Source organism: Ancylobacter defluvii (genome assembly GCF_018390605.1).
In the GTDB taxonomy this organism is placed as follows: Bacteria; Pseudomonadota; Alphaproteobacteria; order Rhizobiales; family Xanthobacteraceae; genus Ancylobacter; species Ancylobacter defluvii.
Genome location: NZ_JAHBGD010000017.1, coordinates 83892 through 98123 on the forward strand (window position 1 = coordinate 83892; position 14232 = coordinate 98123).

The 14232-nt window shown below is 68.9% G+C and carries 12 protein-coding genes; 7 read left to right on the plus strand and 5 right to left on the minus strand.

What is annotated here, in order from left to right; all coding sequences use genetic code 11:
- The first annotated feature begins 16 nt into the window (after window positions 1-16).
- From KHC24_RS12075 to KHC24_RS12090, 4 genes are all read left to right on the plus strand, one after another.
- Window positions 17-901, plus strand: a complete 885-nt coding sequence (locus tag KHC24_RS12075) for a CoA transferase subunit A (protein ID WP_213363890.1) — start codon at window positions 17-19, stop codon at window positions 899-901.
- Window positions 891-1694 (plus strand): CoA-transferase subunit beta, encoded by an 804-nt coding sequence (locus KHC24_RS12080; RefSeq protein WP_213363526.1) that lies wholly within the window; start codon window positions 891-893, stop codon window positions 1692-1694. Before KHC24_RS12075 ends, KHC24_RS12080 begins: the two co-directional genes overlap by 11 nt.
- Before the next feature lie 199 nt (window positions 1695-1893).
- On the plus strand, window positions 1894-2841 hold the full coding sequence (locus KHC24_RS12085) for an LLM class flavin-dependent oxidoreductase (protein WP_213363527.1): 948 nt from the start codon (window positions 1894-1896) through the stop codon (window positions 2839-2841).
- A 201-nt stretch (window positions 2842-3042) separates the two neighbouring features.
- Window positions 3043-3441, plus strand: coding sequence for a hypothetical protein (locus tag KHC24_RS12090; RefSeq protein ID WP_213363528.1), 399 nt, complete (start codon window positions 3043-3045; stop codon window positions 3439-3441).
- Window positions 3442-3472: 31 nt separating this feature from the next.
- Here the strand turns inward: KHC24_RS12090 and cofH are convergent, their stop codons facing one another.
- Both cofH and KHC24_RS12100 read right to left on the minus strand, forming a co-directional pair.
- Complete coding sequence (gene cofH, locus KHC24_RS12095) at window positions 3473-5947, minus strand: 5-amino-6-(D-ribitylamino)uracil--L-tyrosine 4-hydroxyphenyl transferase CofH (protein ID WP_213363529.1); 2475 nt, start codon at window positions 5945-5947, stop codon at window positions 3473-3475.
- A gap of 5 nt (window positions 5948-5952) precedes the next feature.
- Entirely contained in the window at window positions 5953-6729 is a 777-nt protein-coding gene (locus KHC24_RS12100; RefSeq protein WP_213363530.1) for a LamB/YcsF family protein, read from the minus strand.
- A gap of 166 nt (window positions 6730-6895) precedes the next feature.
- Between KHC24_RS12100 and pxpB the strand changes: the two genes are divergently transcribed.
- The 3 genes from pxpB to KHC24_RS12115 all read left to right on the plus strand — a co-directional run bounded on the left by pxpB (window position 6896) and on the right by KHC24_RS12115 (window position 9543).
- Window positions 6896-7654 (plus strand): 5-oxoprolinase subunit PxpB, encoded by a 759-nt coding sequence (pxpB, locus tag KHC24_RS12105; protein ID WP_271180671.1) that lies wholly within the window; start codon window positions 6896-6898, stop codon window positions 7652-7654.
- A complete protein-coding gene (locus KHC24_RS12110) occupies window positions 7651-8691 on the plus strand; it encodes a 5-oxoprolinase subunit C family protein (RefSeq protein WP_213363532.1) in 1041 nt (346 codons plus the stop codon). Before pxpB ends, KHC24_RS12110 begins: the two co-directional genes overlap by 4 nt.
- 99 nt (window positions 8692-8790) lie before the next feature.
- Window positions 8791-9543: a GntR family transcriptional regulator gene (locus KHC24_RS12115; RefSeq protein ID WP_213363533.1), complete on the plus strand. Its 753-nt coding sequence runs from the start codon at window positions 8791-8793 to the stop codon at window positions 9541-9543.
- Window positions 9544-9719: 176 nt separating this feature from the next.
- Here KHC24_RS12115 and KHC24_RS12120 read toward each other — a convergent pair whose 3' ends face one another.
- The 3 genes from KHC24_RS12120 to KHC24_RS12130 are packed head-to-tail and all read right to left on the minus strand — an operon-like array spanning window position 9720 to window position 14094.
- Window positions 9720-10901 carry a xanthine dehydrogenase family Fe-S subunit gene (locus KHC24_RS12120; protein ID WP_213363534.1) on the minus strand — a complete coding sequence of 394 codons (1182 nt, stop codon included), beginning with the start codon at window positions 10899-10901 and terminating at the stop codon, window positions 9720-9722.
- Window positions 10898-11728 (minus strand): FAD binding domain-containing protein, encoded by an 831-nt coding sequence (locus KHC24_RS12125; RefSeq protein WP_213363535.1) that lies wholly within the window; start codon window positions 11726-11728, stop codon window positions 10898-10900. The genes KHC24_RS12120 and KHC24_RS12125 overlap by 4 nt, the downstream gene beginning before the upstream one ends.
- Window positions 11725-14094, minus strand: a complete 2370-nt coding sequence (locus KHC24_RS12130; RefSeq protein WP_213363891.1) for a xanthine dehydrogenase family protein molybdopterin-binding subunit — start codon at window positions 14092-14094, stop codon at window positions 11725-11727. Before KHC24_RS12130 ends, KHC24_RS12125 begins: the two co-directional genes overlap by 4 nt.
- Between the last annotated feature and the right edge of the window lie 138 nt (window positions 14095-14232).

The following is a 14232-nucleotide window of genomic DNA, read 5'->3' on the forward strand; positions in this document are numbered from 1 at the left end:
CCTGCGCGACAAGGTGATGTCGCTGGAAGAGGCCGCGAAGCTCGTCGACAACGGCGCCTCGGTGGCGCTGGGCGGCTGCACCGCCTCACGCACGCCGATGGCGATGCTGTGGGCGCTGGTGCGGGCGCAGAAGCAGGGGCTCGTGGTCTCCCGCTCGATCATGTCGACCGAGGGCGACATCCTCTACGCCTCCGGCCTGTCGCAGCACGTCATCACCTCATGGTTCAGCCAGGGCATCGTGTGGGGCGTATCCAAGGTGATGCGCGCCTATACCGAGAGCAAGCGCGCCACCTTCGAGGAATGGAGCCACATGGCGATGGGCCTGCGCTACCGCGCCGGCGCCATGGGCGTGCCGTTCATGCCGATGCGCTCGATGATGGGCTCGGGCGTGGTCGACCGCGCGCCGGGCGCCAAGACCATGGAATGCCCGTTCACCGGCGAACAGCTGTTGCTGGTGCCGGCGCTGAACCCGGACGTGGCGCTGATCCATGTCCAGCGCTGCGATGCCTATGGCAATGCCCAGCTCGACGGGCTGACCTTCATGGACATCGACATCGCCATGGCGGCGAACAAGGTGATCCTGACCACCGAGCGCATCGTCTCCAACGAGCAGATGCGCCGGCATCCGGACCAGACCAAGATCGGCTTCTTCACCGTCGATGCCGTCGTGGAAGTGCCGTTCGGCTCGGCGCCGCATGAATGCTACGGCCTCTACGAGCCGTTCTATTCGCACATGGACCTCTATGCGCAGATGACCGCGAAGGACCCCGACAAGGGCGCCGCCGACTATCTCGCGCGCTTCTATCACGAGCCCAAGGACTGGGCGGACTATCTCAGCCGCATCGGCATGGCCGAGTTGCTCGACGCCCAGCGTCGCGGGAGTGGCATCTATGACGACTGAACCCGTACGCACCACACCCGCCCTTGCAGCCGTGCCGGCCTATACGGCCTCCGAACTGCTCGGCGTGATGAGCGCCCGCCTGCTGAAGGATGGGCAGACGGTGTTCGCCGGCGTCGGCATCCCGCTGCTCGCCGCGATCCTGGCGCAGAAGACCCATGCACCCGGTCTTACCATCCTGTTCGAGGGCGGGGTGATCGGCCCGTTCGTCGAGGCCGGCAAGCTGCCGCCCTCCACCAATGAGCAGCGTTGCACGCGGCGCGCCAACATGCTGGTGTCGATCACCGAAGTGCTGCTGATGCTCCAGCGCGGCTATGTCGATGTCGGCTTCATGGGCGGGGCGCAGATCGACCGCTACGGCAATCTCAACTCGTCCTTCATCGGCGATGCCGACAACCCGAAGATCCGCCTGCCCGGCACCGGCGGCGGCAACGACATCGCCTCGCTGGCCGATATGATCGTCGCCATGAAGCACGAGAAGCGCCGCTTCGTGGAGAAGGTGGACTTCATCACCTCGCCGGGCTTCATCGAGGGCGGCGACAGCCGGGCGAAGGCCGGCCTGCCGGCGGGCGGCATGTTCCGCGTCGTCACCGATCTCGGCATCATGGGCTTCGATGCGCAGACCCGCGCGATGACGGTGGTGGCGCTGCATCCGGGCGTGACGCCGCAGGCGATCAAGGACAATACCGGCTTCGATCTGCCGGTGCCGTCCGATGTGCCGGTGACCGAAGTGCCCAGCGATGTCGAACTCGCCATCCTGCGCGAGCTCGATCCCGCGCGGCTCTACACGGCGTAAGCTTCCCTTCCCGGTCGGAGAAGGGACCGCCCCTTCTCCCAATGGGGAAAGGCTGCGTTCTGCTCCCTCTCCCCGTGGGGGAGAGGGCCGGGGTGAGGGGTCTTCTTTCGCTCCGCAATCGTGCCCCCCCCCTCACCCGGTCGCTTTAGCGGCCGACCTCTCCCCTCTGGGAGAGCTGAGAAGAAGGTCTCTCTCACCCATGCCCGCTCCCGTCTCCTTCGGCATCGCCATGCGCAACTTCACCCGCTTCCCCGAGCTGCCGGACGCCCCGGCGCTGGTGGAATACGGGGTGCGGATGGAGGAACTCGGCTTCGAGTCACTCTGGGTGTGGGATCACATCCTGCTCGGCACCGATCCGCACTTCCCGATCATCGATTCGCTGACCCTGCTCACCGCGGTGGCGGCGCGCACCAAGACCATCAAGATCGGCACCGGCGTGCTGGTGCTGCCGCTGCGCAATCCGGTGGTGCTGGCCAAGCAGCTGGCCTCGATGGACCTGATCTCGAACGGCCGGCTGATGCTGGGCGCGGCGGTGGGCTGGTACAAGCGCGAATTCGACGCCATCGGCATCGCCCATGACCGCCGCGGCAAGATCATGGACCGCAACCTCGACATCATCAAACGGCTGTGGACCGAGGACAGCGTCACCGGCGAGTGGGACGAACTGAGCCTGCGCAAGGCGGTGATGTTCCCCAAGCCGGTGCAGCGTCCGCATCCGCCGATCCTGATCGGCGGCTATGTCGATGCGGTGCTGAAGCGGGTGGCCAAGCGCGGCGACGGCTGGCTGACCTATTTCTACACGCCGGAAGGCTACAACGAGGCCTGGGCCAAGATCTCCGCCTTCGCCGAGGAAGAGGGCCGCGACCCGGCCTCGCTCTACAGCCTCAACCAGCTGCCGATCTATGTCGGCCCGCGCGAGGTCGGCCTGCCGAAAATGACCGAGTGGCTGAATTCCGAGTGGGACCTGTCGAAGGGCTCGCTGTCGACCTTCGACAGCGCCATCGTCGGCACCCCGGCCGAATGCGCCGAGCAGATCGCCCGCCACATCGAGACCGGGGTGAAGAAGATCGTCTTCGTGCCCTGGCGCTACGAGAAGGAGCAGATCGACCTGCTCGCCCACGAGGTGCTGCCGCTGCTGCGGAAGTGAGCCGGCGAACGATCCGGGGTTAAAGCTCCGGCCGGTCACGCCGGCGCCGCGGGAGGCCGGATGCCACCGCACGACCGGAAGAAATTCTTAGCCTTGCGTCGATGAAACCGCGGCGGGGCGGCCTGCCTCACTCGACTCCCGGCCTCGCGCTGCTACCGTTGCGTTGCCGGGAATTCGCGTATCGTCTCAGGAGAGCCTGCCGTGAAACTGCCTTCGATCGCCGCGCTGGCGCTGGTCAGCCTTACCGCCGCCGGATGCGTGACCGCCACCCAGGACAAGGAGAACATGCTCTCCGCCGCCGGCTTCCAGATGCGCCTCGCCAATACGCCGGAGAAGGTGGCCTCGCTGCAGAAGCTGCCGCCGCACAAATTCACCGTCCAGAGCCAGAACGGCCAGCCGGTGTTCCTCTATGCCGACCCGACGGTGTGCGGCTGCCTCTATGTCGGCACGCAGGAGAATTTCCAGAACTACCAGCAGATGGCGTTCCAGCAGCGCATGGTCAACGAGCAGCAGATGACCGCCATGATGAACCAGCAGGCCGCCTTTGATTACAGCCCCTGGGGTGACGGCCCCTGGGGGCCGATGATGCCGATCGACTGACCACGCCAGACGATGGCCGGCGACGGGCGCCTCACCCCCGCCGCGCGGCCAGGCTGCCGATCTTGGCGAACTTGCCCGCCGCCGGCTCGACGCGCGGGGTGAGCGCATTGGCGGCATAGGAGCGCTGCTTCTGCCGCGAGGGTGCGTCCTGATAGGTGGTGGTGCGCTGGCGGGCGAGCCGGCCGGCGTTGCGCACCGCCGCCTCCATCCGGTCCGGCGGGAATTCCTGCCCGTGCATGCCGCCGGCGGCGCGGCTGATCGATTCGTCCATCAGCGTGCCGCCAATGTCGTTGGCGCCCGCCTTCAGCGCGGCGACGATGCCGCCCTCGCCGAGTTTCACCCAGCTCGCCTGCACGTTCGGGATCACCGGATGCAAGGCGAGCCGCCCCACCGCATGCATCAGCAATGCCTCGCGCCGGCTCGGCCCCTGCCTTGTGCCGCCCTTGAGATAGAGCGGCGCCTCCATGTGCAGGAAGGGCAGCGGCACGAATTCGGTGATGCCGCCGGTTTCCTCCTGCAAATGCCGCAGCCGGATGAGATGCCGCGCCCAGTGGCGGTAATGGTCGACATGGCCGAACATGATGGTGGAGGTGGTCTTCAGCCCGACGCGATGCGCCGCGCCCACCGTCTCCAGCCATTCGGCGGTGTTAAGCTTGTCCGGGCAGATGATCGCCCGCACCTCGTCGTCGAGGATCTCCGCCGCCGTGCCGGGCAGCGTTCCGAGCCCGGCCTCCTTCAGCGCGATGAGGAACTCTGTCAGCGACAGGCCGAGCGTCGCCGCGCCGTGCCGCACCTCCAGCGAGGAGAAGGCATGGACATGCATGTCCGGCACCGCCGCCTTCACCGCGCGCACGATCGACAGATAGGTCTCGCCGGAGAAATCCGGGTGGATGCCGCCCTGCATGCACACTTCGGTGGCGCCGCGCTCCCACGCCTCGATGGTGCGGCGCTGGATCTCGCCGAGGTCGAGCTCATAGGGTTTTCCGCGCAGATGCTCGTTGTGCTTGCCCTTGGAGAAGGCGCAGAAACCGCAGCGATAGGCGCAGACATTGGTGTAATTGATGTTGCGGGTGACGACATAGGAGACGGTGTCCCCCACCGCCCGGCGCCGCAGCGCATCCGCCGCCTCGGTCACGCGGCGCGCCTCGTGCCCGCGCGCTTCGAACAGCCGCACGATTTCGGCCTCGTCCAACCCGCGCCCGTCGAACGCCTTGTCGAACAGCGCGGCGAGTTCGCCGCCGGCGCCGGCGATGGCCGGGCGTGCGATCACGGGATTTGCCGGCCACTCGACGACCGTGCTCTCGAAGCTCTCGCCCTCGCCCACCCGCCAGCCGCTTTCATGGGCAAGGCCGCCGGCGTCGGCGCGGCGCAGCACATAAGGCGCCACGGCCGTGTCGAGCCAGCGCGGCGCGTCGAACAGATAGGCCGGATAGACCGCGAGCCGGGGGCTCAGCACCTTGCCGGCCTTCGCCGTGGCGGCGGCGAGCGCGGCGAGCGCCGGCCACGGCGCCTCCGGGTTCACATGGTCCGGCGTCACCGGCGAGACGCCGCCCCAGTCATTGAGGCCGGCGGCGATCAGCGGGCCAAGCTCGTCGGCGCGCAGATTGGGCGGCGCCTGGATCGAGATCGCCGGGCCGAGGATCAGCCGCGCCACGGCAATCGTCCACAGATGCTCGTCGAGGCTCGGCTCCGGCGCATCGGCCATCCGTGTGCCGGGCTTGGCGCGAAAGTTCTGGATGATGACTTCCTGCACATGGCCGTGGCGGGCATGGGAATCGCGAATGGCGAGGAGGGCCTCCACCCGCTCCGCCCGCGTCTCGCCGATGCCGATCAGCAGGCCGGTGGTGAAGGGCACGCCGGCCTCGCCCGCCGCCTCCAGCGTCGCCAGCCGCGCTTCCGGCAGCTTGTCCGGCGAGCCGAAATGCGGGCCGCCGCGCGCCGACAGCCGTTCGGAGGTGGTCTCGATCATCATGCCCTGCGAGGCGGAGACCTTCCGCAGCCTGCGCAGGTCGGCGGTCGTCAGCACGCCGGCATTGAGATGCGGCAGCAGGCCGGTCTCGCGCAGCACCAGCTCCGCCATCGCCGCGAGATAATCGACCGTGCTGGCATAGCCGAGCGCCGCCAGTTCCTCGCGGGCGACCTTGTAGCGCAGCTCCGGCTTGTCGCCGAGGGTGAACAGCGCCTCGTCGCAGCCGACGCGGGCGCCGGCACGGGCGATTTCCAGCACCTCCTCGGGCGTGAGGAAGGCGCGCTGCCCCTTCCGCGGCGGATGCGCGAAGGTGCAGTAGTGGCAGACGTCGCGGCAGAGCTGGGTGAGCGGGATGAACACCTTGCGCGACACCGTGACCACGCTGCCGAAGCCGGCATCGCGCACCCGTGCCGACGCGCGCATCAGCCCGGCGACGTCGCCCTTGGCCGCCAGCGCCATCGCGGCGTCGCGGTCGAGGCCGCCTTCCTCCAGCACCTGCCGGGCAAGTTCGTCCCACCGCGCCGCCGCGTCGTGCATGCTCGTCAGCCTTCCATCACTTCCGGCAGGGTGAGCAGTTCGATCCCCGCCGCCTTCAGCGCATCGCGCACCGCGCCGGCCACCGCGATCGCGGTCGGCTCGTCACCATGTACGCACAGCGAATCGAATTTCGTCGGCATCTTCTTGCCGTTTACCGAAATGATTTCGCCGTCCTGCACCATGCGCACGGTGCGCTCGGCCGCCACCTGCGGGTCCTTGATCACCGCGCGGGGGTCGGTGCGGGTGAACAGATTGCCCTCATCGTCATAGAGCCGGTCGATGAATGCCTCGCGGGCGAGCTTCAGGTCCAGCGCCAGCGCCGCCTTTTCCATCTCCGAATTGGACAGGGCGAGATAATACAGGCTGGAATCGACGGTCCTGATCGCCCGGCCGATGGCCAGCGCATAGTCCTTGTCGATGGCGGCCATGTTGTTGAGCGCGCCATGCGGCTTCACATGCGTCACCTTCACCCCGGCATAGGCGGCCATGCCGGCCAGCGCCCCGAGCTGGTAGGCGACGAGATATTCGAGATCGTTGGCGTTCATGCGGATCTGCCGGCGGCCGAAGCCCCAGATATCGTTGAAGCCGGGATGCGCGCCGATCGAGACGCCGTTCTCCTTGGCCTTCAGGCAGACGTCGCGCATCACCGTGGCGTCGCCGGCATGCAGGCCGCAGGCGACATTGACGCTCTGCACGATCTTGAGGATCGCGGCATCGTTGCCGATGTCATAATGACCGTAGCCTTCGCCCATGTCGGCGTTGATGTTGATGCGGGTTGCCAAAGACGCCTCCTAAACCGATGAGCCCGATGGGGAGCCCTCGCCCTCTCGACAGCTGCGTTATTAAGGCATTAAATAATCATGCCTTTCAAGCTGAAACATACTAACATTAGGATGATTGCCGCAAGGCGATATCGTCCCTGACCGCTGCATCTATCGGAGTGCCATGGTGGCGACCCCTCCCGCGCCGGACGACAACCGCCTCGGCCGCCTCGCCCGCTTCCTCAGCGTCGGCGACACCGCCTTCGCCATCGAGTTCGGCACCGGCATCGATCCGGTGCTGAACGCCCGCGTGCACCGCGCCGCGGCGCTGATCCGCGAGGCCGCGCTGCCCGGCGTCACCGAGACGGTGCCGAGCTTCCGCTCGCTGCTGGTGCAATACGACCCGCTCGTCACCAGCGCCGCCGCGCTTCAGCACACGATGGACGGTCTCGATCTCGGCGAGGCGGTGGTGAGCGCGCCGGAGCGGGTGTGGGTGATCCCCACCCTGTATGGCGGCGCGGCCGGGCCGGATCTCGACGACGTCGCCAGCGCGACCGGCCTGTCGCCGGCGGAGGTGATCGCCCGCCATGCCGGCACGCTCTACCGCGTCTATGTGCAGGGCTTCCTGCCCGGCTTCGCCTATCTCGGCGTGCTGCCGCCGGAGCTGGAGCTGCCGCGCCTCGCCACGCCGCGGGTGCGGGTGCCGCCGGGCTCGGTCGCCATCGCCCAGCGCATGACCGGCGTCTATCCGGTGGAATCGCCCGGCGGCTGGCGGCTGATCGGCAACACGCCGCTGCGTTTCTTCGACCATGCCGCCACGCCGCCGACCCTGTTCGCCCCCGGCGACGGCGTGCGCTTCCGGCCTGTCGCGGCCGAGGAACATGCGGCCATAGCCGAGGCGGTCGCGCGCGGCACCTATCGGCCCGAGCAGGAGGTCGGCCGATGAGCGCCCGCCTCCTCCTCACCCAGCCCGGCCCGCAGACCACGGTGCAGGATCTCGGCCGCACCGGGGCGCAGGCCTATGGCGTGCCGGTCTGCGGCGCGCTCGACATGGTGGCGCTACGCCTCGCCAATGCCCTGATCGGCAATGAGCCCGGCGCCGCCGCGCTGGAGTGCCGCCTGATCGGCCCCGCCTTCACCGTCGAGGGCGGGCCGGTGCGCCTCGCGCTCGCCGGCGCCGAGGCCGCCATCGAGGTGACGCGCGACGGCGAGACGCGCAGCTATCCCGCATGGCGGGCCATCGACGTGCCGGAGGGCGCCGGCGTGCGCATCGGCCCGCTGCGCGGCAGCGGCGCGGCGGTGCTGGCGGTGGCGGGCGGCATCGACGTGCCCGCCGTGCTGGGCTCGCGGGCGACCGATCTCAAGGGCGGTTTCGGCGGGCTGGACGGCCGGGCGCTGAAGGCCGGCGACCACCTGCCGGTCGGCATCGCGACACCGGAAGGTGCGTGCCTCGAACTGCCGCGCCCGCCATCCCTGGCTTTCGACGGTGTGCTGCGCGTGGTGCTCGGCCCGCAGGACGACGCCTTCACCGAGGCCGGCCTCGCGACGTTCCTCGACACCGCCTATCGCGTCTCGCGCGAGGCCGACCGCATGGGCATCCGCCTCGACGGCGCGCCGCTCGCCTTCCGCGCCGGCGCCGACATCACCTCCGACGGCATCGCCACCGGCGCCATCCAGGTACCCGGCTCCGGCCTGCCCATCGTGCTGCTCGCCGACCACCAGACGGTCGGCGGCTATGCCAAGATCGCCACGGTGATCTCCGCCGACCTGCCCCGCGCCGGCCGGCTGCTCCCCGGCGCCGAGCTGCGCTTCCGGGCGGTGAGCGTCGGCGAGGCGGAAGAGGCGCGCCGGGCACTCGAGCGCGAGGTGGCGAGCCTGATCGCCTCGCTGACGCCGGTGCGCGCAGCGGCAGAGATCGATCTCGCCGCGCTTTATTCGGCCAATCTTATTTCCGGGGTGGTGACAGCCTGCGAACCCGAGTAACGAGACGGCTTGATAAGTTTATGTGATAGAGAACATAAGAACACTTCGCTGATTCCGCCGTTAGATTGAGGCTGCTGCGACCGAGTGCGACACACGCCGATGCTGAAGGACAACACGGCCGCACTGGCCAATCCCGATTACCGCCGCAGCCCGGTGCCGCGCTATCTGCAGATCGCCGGCGTCATCCGCCGCCGCATCGAGGACGGCGTCTGGGGGCCGAACGAGAAGATCTCGACGCTGCAGGAACTGGAAGCCGAATTCCAGGTGGCTCGCGTCACCGTCCGCCAGGCGGTGGAGGTGCTGCAGGGCGAGGGTCTGGTGCGCCGGATCCAGGGCAAGGGCACCTTCGTCTCCGGCTCGGTCGAGGAGAAACGCTGGCTGAAGCTGGACCTGAAATGGGACTCGATCCCCAGCATCATCGGCGCCAACGTGCCGCGCTTCGTGTCCGGCGCCGCCCCCGCCGCTCCGCCGCAGATCCGTCCGGAGGATGGCAACCCGGCGACGCAGTACCGCTATCTGGAGAGCGTGCAGTCGCGGCGCGGCCAGCCCTATTCCTTCGCGCGGGTGCATTTCGACGAGAACATCTACAAGCTCGCCCCCGCCCGCTTCGACCGCGAGCCGACCATCAGCGTGGTCTCGACGCTGGACGCCATCAAGGTGACGCGGGCGCGGCAATCCTTCATCGTCGGCACGGTGGAACCGCGCGTCGCCAACCTGCTCGCCATCGGCATCGGCTTCCCCACCGTGGAGGCGCATCTGGTGGTCACCGATGACAGCGACACGGTGATCTATGTCGCCGACATCATCTATCGCGGCGACTGCGTGCAGCTGGATGTCGACCTGCTGCGGTAGCGGTGGCCGGCTGCGACACGAGAGCGAGGAACCCCCCTCTCCCAGGGGGGAGGGGTGGGGTGAGGGGGGAAGGACGCTCCAAGCTTCCGCAGCCGCGTCTCCCCTCACCGACCCGCTGCGCGGGCCACCTCTCCCCAACGGGGAGAGGGACAGTTTGCCTGCCGCCCCGAGCCCCCTCACCCGCGCCCGAACAACCGCGCGAGCCAGCCCTTGATCACGCTCCACGCCAGCGCGCCGGCATCCAGCGAAGCGTTCTGCGCCGCCGGCGTCTCGCCCTTCACCGTTGCCGCGAGATTGGCGGCGAAGGCCTGCGTCAGCCGCGCGGCGACGTCGCGGGCGATGGCGCCGCGGCTCATCTGCGCCAGCGGCCCCTGCAGCACATAGGCGACGTCGACGCTCACCCGCGTCGCCGCATCCGCCTCGATCTCCGCGAGGCGATAGCCGAGCCGCGCCCGCACCTGCGTGGCGCTGCGCGCATCGACGCCGCGTCCGTCTATGGTGCCGGACCAGTTCGCCGCATCCGGCGTAATGCGCCCGGCGCCGCCGAACGCCGCCTGCATCGGCCCGAGTTTCACCACCATCTCGGCTTTGAGCGTGCGCCCGTCGCTCGGCGCGGTCAGCCGCGCCCCCGGCAGGCAGGCGATCACCTGCTCCGGTGACTGGAACAGCGCCCACACCTCGGCACGCGGCGCCGGCACTTCGAAGCTCTCGCTGAGTTCCACCGGGTTGCGCAGCGGTTCGGCCTCAGCCTCACCCTCCCCGGCGCCCGCCATCGCCGCCGCCGGCGAGGGTGCCAACGGCGCCTCCACCGCGACCCGAGCCGGCGACACCGGCAAGGCGAGCGGCGAGGCATAGGCCGGCGGCTCCAATACGGTGCCGCGCGTCACCACCGCATCGGCACGGCCAGCCGCCACCTTCCGGATCGCGCGGATGATGCCGACATAGCCGGTGCAGCGGCACAGATTGCCCGCCAACTCATGGCGGATGACGTCTTCGTCCGCCTGCGGCCGGCGCAGCACGATGTCGCGCGCCATCACCAGCATGCCGGGCGTGCAGAAGCCGCATTGCAGGCCGTGCTCGTCCATGAAGGCCTCGCGCAGCTCCGCCGCCACCGCGTCGTCGGCCAGCCCCTCGACGGTGGTGATGCGGGCGCCGTCGAGCATCGCCGGGAAGGCGATGCAGGAGCGCGCCGGCGCGCCGTCGATCAGCACCGTGCAGGCGCCGCACACCCCATGCTCGCAGCCGAGATGGGTGGCGGTGAGCAGCATCTCTTCGCGCAGGAAATCGGCGAGGTGCTGGCGCGGCTCGACGCGCACCTCGATCGGTCGGCCATTCACTTCGAGCTTTATCGGGATCATGCGGGCAGGCTTTCGGTTTCCGGCACGGTCGTGAGTTGCTCGATCGCCTGGCGTACCACCTTCTGATGCAGGCGCAGCGTCGCCGGCTCGGCGGCAAGGCCGGCGGCGGTCAACCGGGCATCGAGCAAGGCAGGATCGGCGATCACCGCCGCCGCCTCGGTCACCACGATATGCCGCCCCTCGGTGGCGCCGACCACGAGGCGGTGCACACCGCGCGCGGGATCGGCCAGCACGGCACACATCGCCTCGGCGAATTCGCCGACCTTGCGGCAGGATTTGCGGTAGCCGAAACGCGCCTGCGGCGAGCAGCGCGGGATGAACACGCCGGTGACGATCTCCCCGTCGGCCAGCGCGGTGGAGAAGGCGCCTAGGATGAAATCCTCCAGCGCCAGCTCGCGCGCGCCGGACGGCCCGGCGAGCACCACGCGGGCGCCGAGCGCGGTCAGCGTGGTCGGCCAGTCGGCGGCCGGATCGGCATGGACCAGGCTGCCGCCCACCGTGCCGCGATTGCGCACCGCGCGATAGGCGATGCCGTGGGCGACGCGCGCGAGGAAGCCCGGCGTCGGGTCCGGCACCGTGCCGTCCTCGAACTCGGCATGGGTGATCGCCGCGCCGTAGAGCACGCCGTCCGGGCGCTCGTCGACGCGGCGCAGATCGGCGATCTTGCTCACATCCACCAGCGTCGAGGGCCGCGCGAGGCGCAGGTTCAGCATCGGTCCGAGGCTCTGGCCGCCGGCCACCGGCTTGGCGCCGGCATCCTGCGCCAGCGCCGCCACCGCCTCCACCACCGAGGCGGGACGCAGATAGTCGAAACGCGCCGCCTTCACGACACCGCCCCCTCGCGCGCGGCGGCCACCGCCGCGCGCACCCGGCGCGGCGTCATCGGCGACATGGAGAGCTCGACGCCCATGCCCTTCAGCGCATCATTGATGGCGTTGCCCAGCGCGGCCGGCGGCGCGATCGCCCCGCCCTCGCCGATGCCCTTCTGGCCGAAGCGGGTATTGGGCGAGGGCGTCTGCATGTGGTCGATGCGTACATTCGGCATCTCGCCGGCGCCGGGCAGCAGATAGTCGGCGAGCGTCGAAGCCAAGGGCTGGCCGTGCTCGTCATAGGTCATCTCCTCATAGAGCGCGGTGCCGATGCCCTGCGCGGTGCCGCCATAGATCTGGCCGTCCACCACCATCGGGTTGATCAGCACCCCGCCATCCTCGACGATGACGTAGTCGAGGATCTCCACCTCGCCGGTCTCCGGCTCCACCGCCACCAATGCGGCATGGCTGGCATAGGAGAAGGTGCCGGTATCCACCGTCGGCTTGTAGCCGGCAACGAGATCGAGCCCGTCCGAGTGGATGTCAGCCGGCAGGTTCTGCGGCGCGAGGTACCAGGTCTTCGCCACCTCCTTGAAGCTGACCGAGCCGTTCGGCCCGACGATCTCGGCATCGCGGATGCTAACCGCCTCCTCCGGCGCCTGCAAAAGATGCGCACCAATTTTCTTCAGCCGCTCGCCCAGCCGCTCGCAGGCGCTCGCCACCGCGCCGCCGGCCATCACCGCCGAGCGCGAGCCCCAGGTGCCGGTGGAATAGGGCGTCATCGCCGTATCGCCATGCACCACATTGACCAGCCCCGGATCGATGCCGAGCACCTCGCAGGCGATCTGCGCCATGGTGGTCTCCATGGATTGGCCGTGGCTCTGGACGCCGAGGCGCACCTCCAGCGTGCCGTCCGGGGTCAGCCGGGCTCCGCAGCTCTCGATGCCCGGCACCATGGGGATGCCCCAGCCGTGATAGACCGAGGTGCCGTGCGCGCCCTGCTCGCAATAGGTGGCGTAGCCGAGGCCGATCTTGCGGCCATCCGCTTCCGCCTGCGTCTGCCGCGCCCGCACCGCCTCATGGCCGATCATCTCCCGCGCCCGGCGAAGGCTCTCGGGATAGTCGCCCATGTCGAACTCCTTGGCCGTTATCGAGGTGAACGGCATCTGCTCCGGGCGGACGAGGTTGCGCAGGCGCACGTCATAGGGATCGAGCCCGGCCTCGCGCGCGACCGCGTCGATCATCAACTCCATCGCCGTGCACACGCCGGTGCGGGCGACACCGCGATAGGGAACGATGGGCGGCTTGTTGGAGCACACCGAATAGGTGCGGCAGCGATAGGCCGGCAGGTTGTACGGTCCCGGCAGGTTCGACACCACCTGCGCGCCTTCCAGGCAGGCCGAGAACGGGTAGACCGAATAGGCGCCGGCATCGACATGCGCCACCGCCTCGAAGCCGAGCAGCGTGCCGTCGGCATCGGCATAGGCGGTCATGACGTAATGATGCTCGCGGCAATTGGCGGCGGCGATCAGGTGCTCGCGCCGGTCCTCCAGCCATTTCACCGGCCGGTCGAGCTTGAGCGCCGCCCAGGCGCAGCACACCTCCTCCGGTTGCAGCAGGCCCTTCCAGCCGAAGCCGCCGCCGACATCCGGCGCCACCACGCGGATTTTGCGGGTCTCAAGGCCGAGGCATTCGGCGAGACCGGAGCGCACGATGTGCGGCATCTGCGTCGAGGTCCACAGCGTCAATTGCTCGAGATAGCGCTCGAACACCGCGATGCAGCCCTTGCCCTCCAGCGGCGACATGCATTGCCGGCTGGTGCGCACCTCGCGCGTCACCTTGATCGGCGCGCCGGCGAGCCTGGCCTCGTCGAAGAACCTGTCGGTCTGCGAGATGAGGAACACATTGTCCGGCCAGTCGTCATGCACCAGCGCCGCGCCGGGCTCGACCGCGCGCAGCATGTCGTGATTGGCCGGCAGTTCCTCATAGTCGACGCGGATCTCCTCGATCAGATCCTCCGCCTCGGCGCGGGTGTCGGCCAGCACCATCACCACCGGTTCGCCGGCAAAGCGCACCTTGCCGCTGGCGAGCGAGGGCTGGGCGGAAACGCGGAACCCCGGCAGGCCGGTCTTGGCGAGAATGTCCTTCACGCCCGCCATGTCGGCATGGGTGAAGGCGCGCCCCTTCAGGTGCTCAGGAATATGGATCGCCTTGATGCGCGCATGGGCGAGCGGCGCGCGCAGGAAGGCGACCTCAAGCTGGCCGGCGAAGCGCATGTCGCCGATGAAGCGCCCGCGGCCGGCCAGCAGCCGCGCATCCTCCTTGCGCCGGAGCGAGGCGCCGACCCCGCGCCCACCCTTAGCCTCATGGCTCGTTTCCTGCATGTCCACGGCCGGTCGATCCCCTGACGAAGCATCTTGTCTGATGCACTATCCTATTCGATTATCGAGATTATCACACGACATGTGCTGATCTTTACACAAACAGTATCATTGGCAAGAGCGCAGAGCGGTTCTAAGCTG

Excerpts from the sequence above, each read along its gene's own strand:
- KHC24_RS12075 (WP_213363890.1), top strand. The coding sequence starts at position 17 with ATGTCGCTGGAAGAGGCCGCGAAGCTCGTCGACAACGGCGCCTCGGTG.
- KHC24_RS12110 (WP_213363532.1), top strand. The coding sequence starts at position 7,651 with ATGAGCGCCCGCCTCCTCCTCACCCAGCCCGGCCCGCAGACCACGGTG.
- KHC24_RS12080 (WP_213363526.1), top strand. The coding sequence starts at position 891 with ATGACGACTGAACCCGTACGCACCACACCCGCCCTTGCAGCCGTGCCG.
- KHC24_RS12130 (WP_213363891.1), bottom strand. The coding sequence starts at position 14,094 with ATGCAGGAAACGAGCCATGAGGCTAAGGGTGGGCGCGGGGTCGGCGCC.
- KHC24_RS12085 (WP_213363527.1), top strand. The coding sequence starts at position 1,894 with ATGCCCGCTCCCGTCTCCTTCGGCATCGCCATGCGCAACTTCACCCGC.
- KHC24_RS12120 (WP_213363534.1), bottom strand. The coding sequence starts at position 10,901 with ATGATCCCGATAAAGCTCGAAGTGAATGGCCGACCGATCGAGGTGCGC.
- KHC24_RS12115 (WP_213363533.1), top strand. The coding sequence starts at position 8,791 with ATGCTGAAGGACAACACGGCCGCACTGGCCAATCCCGATTACCGCCGC.
- cofH (WP_213363529.1), bottom strand. The coding sequence starts at position 5,947 with ATGCACGACGCGGCGGCGCGGTGGGACGAACTTGCCCGGCAGGTGCTG.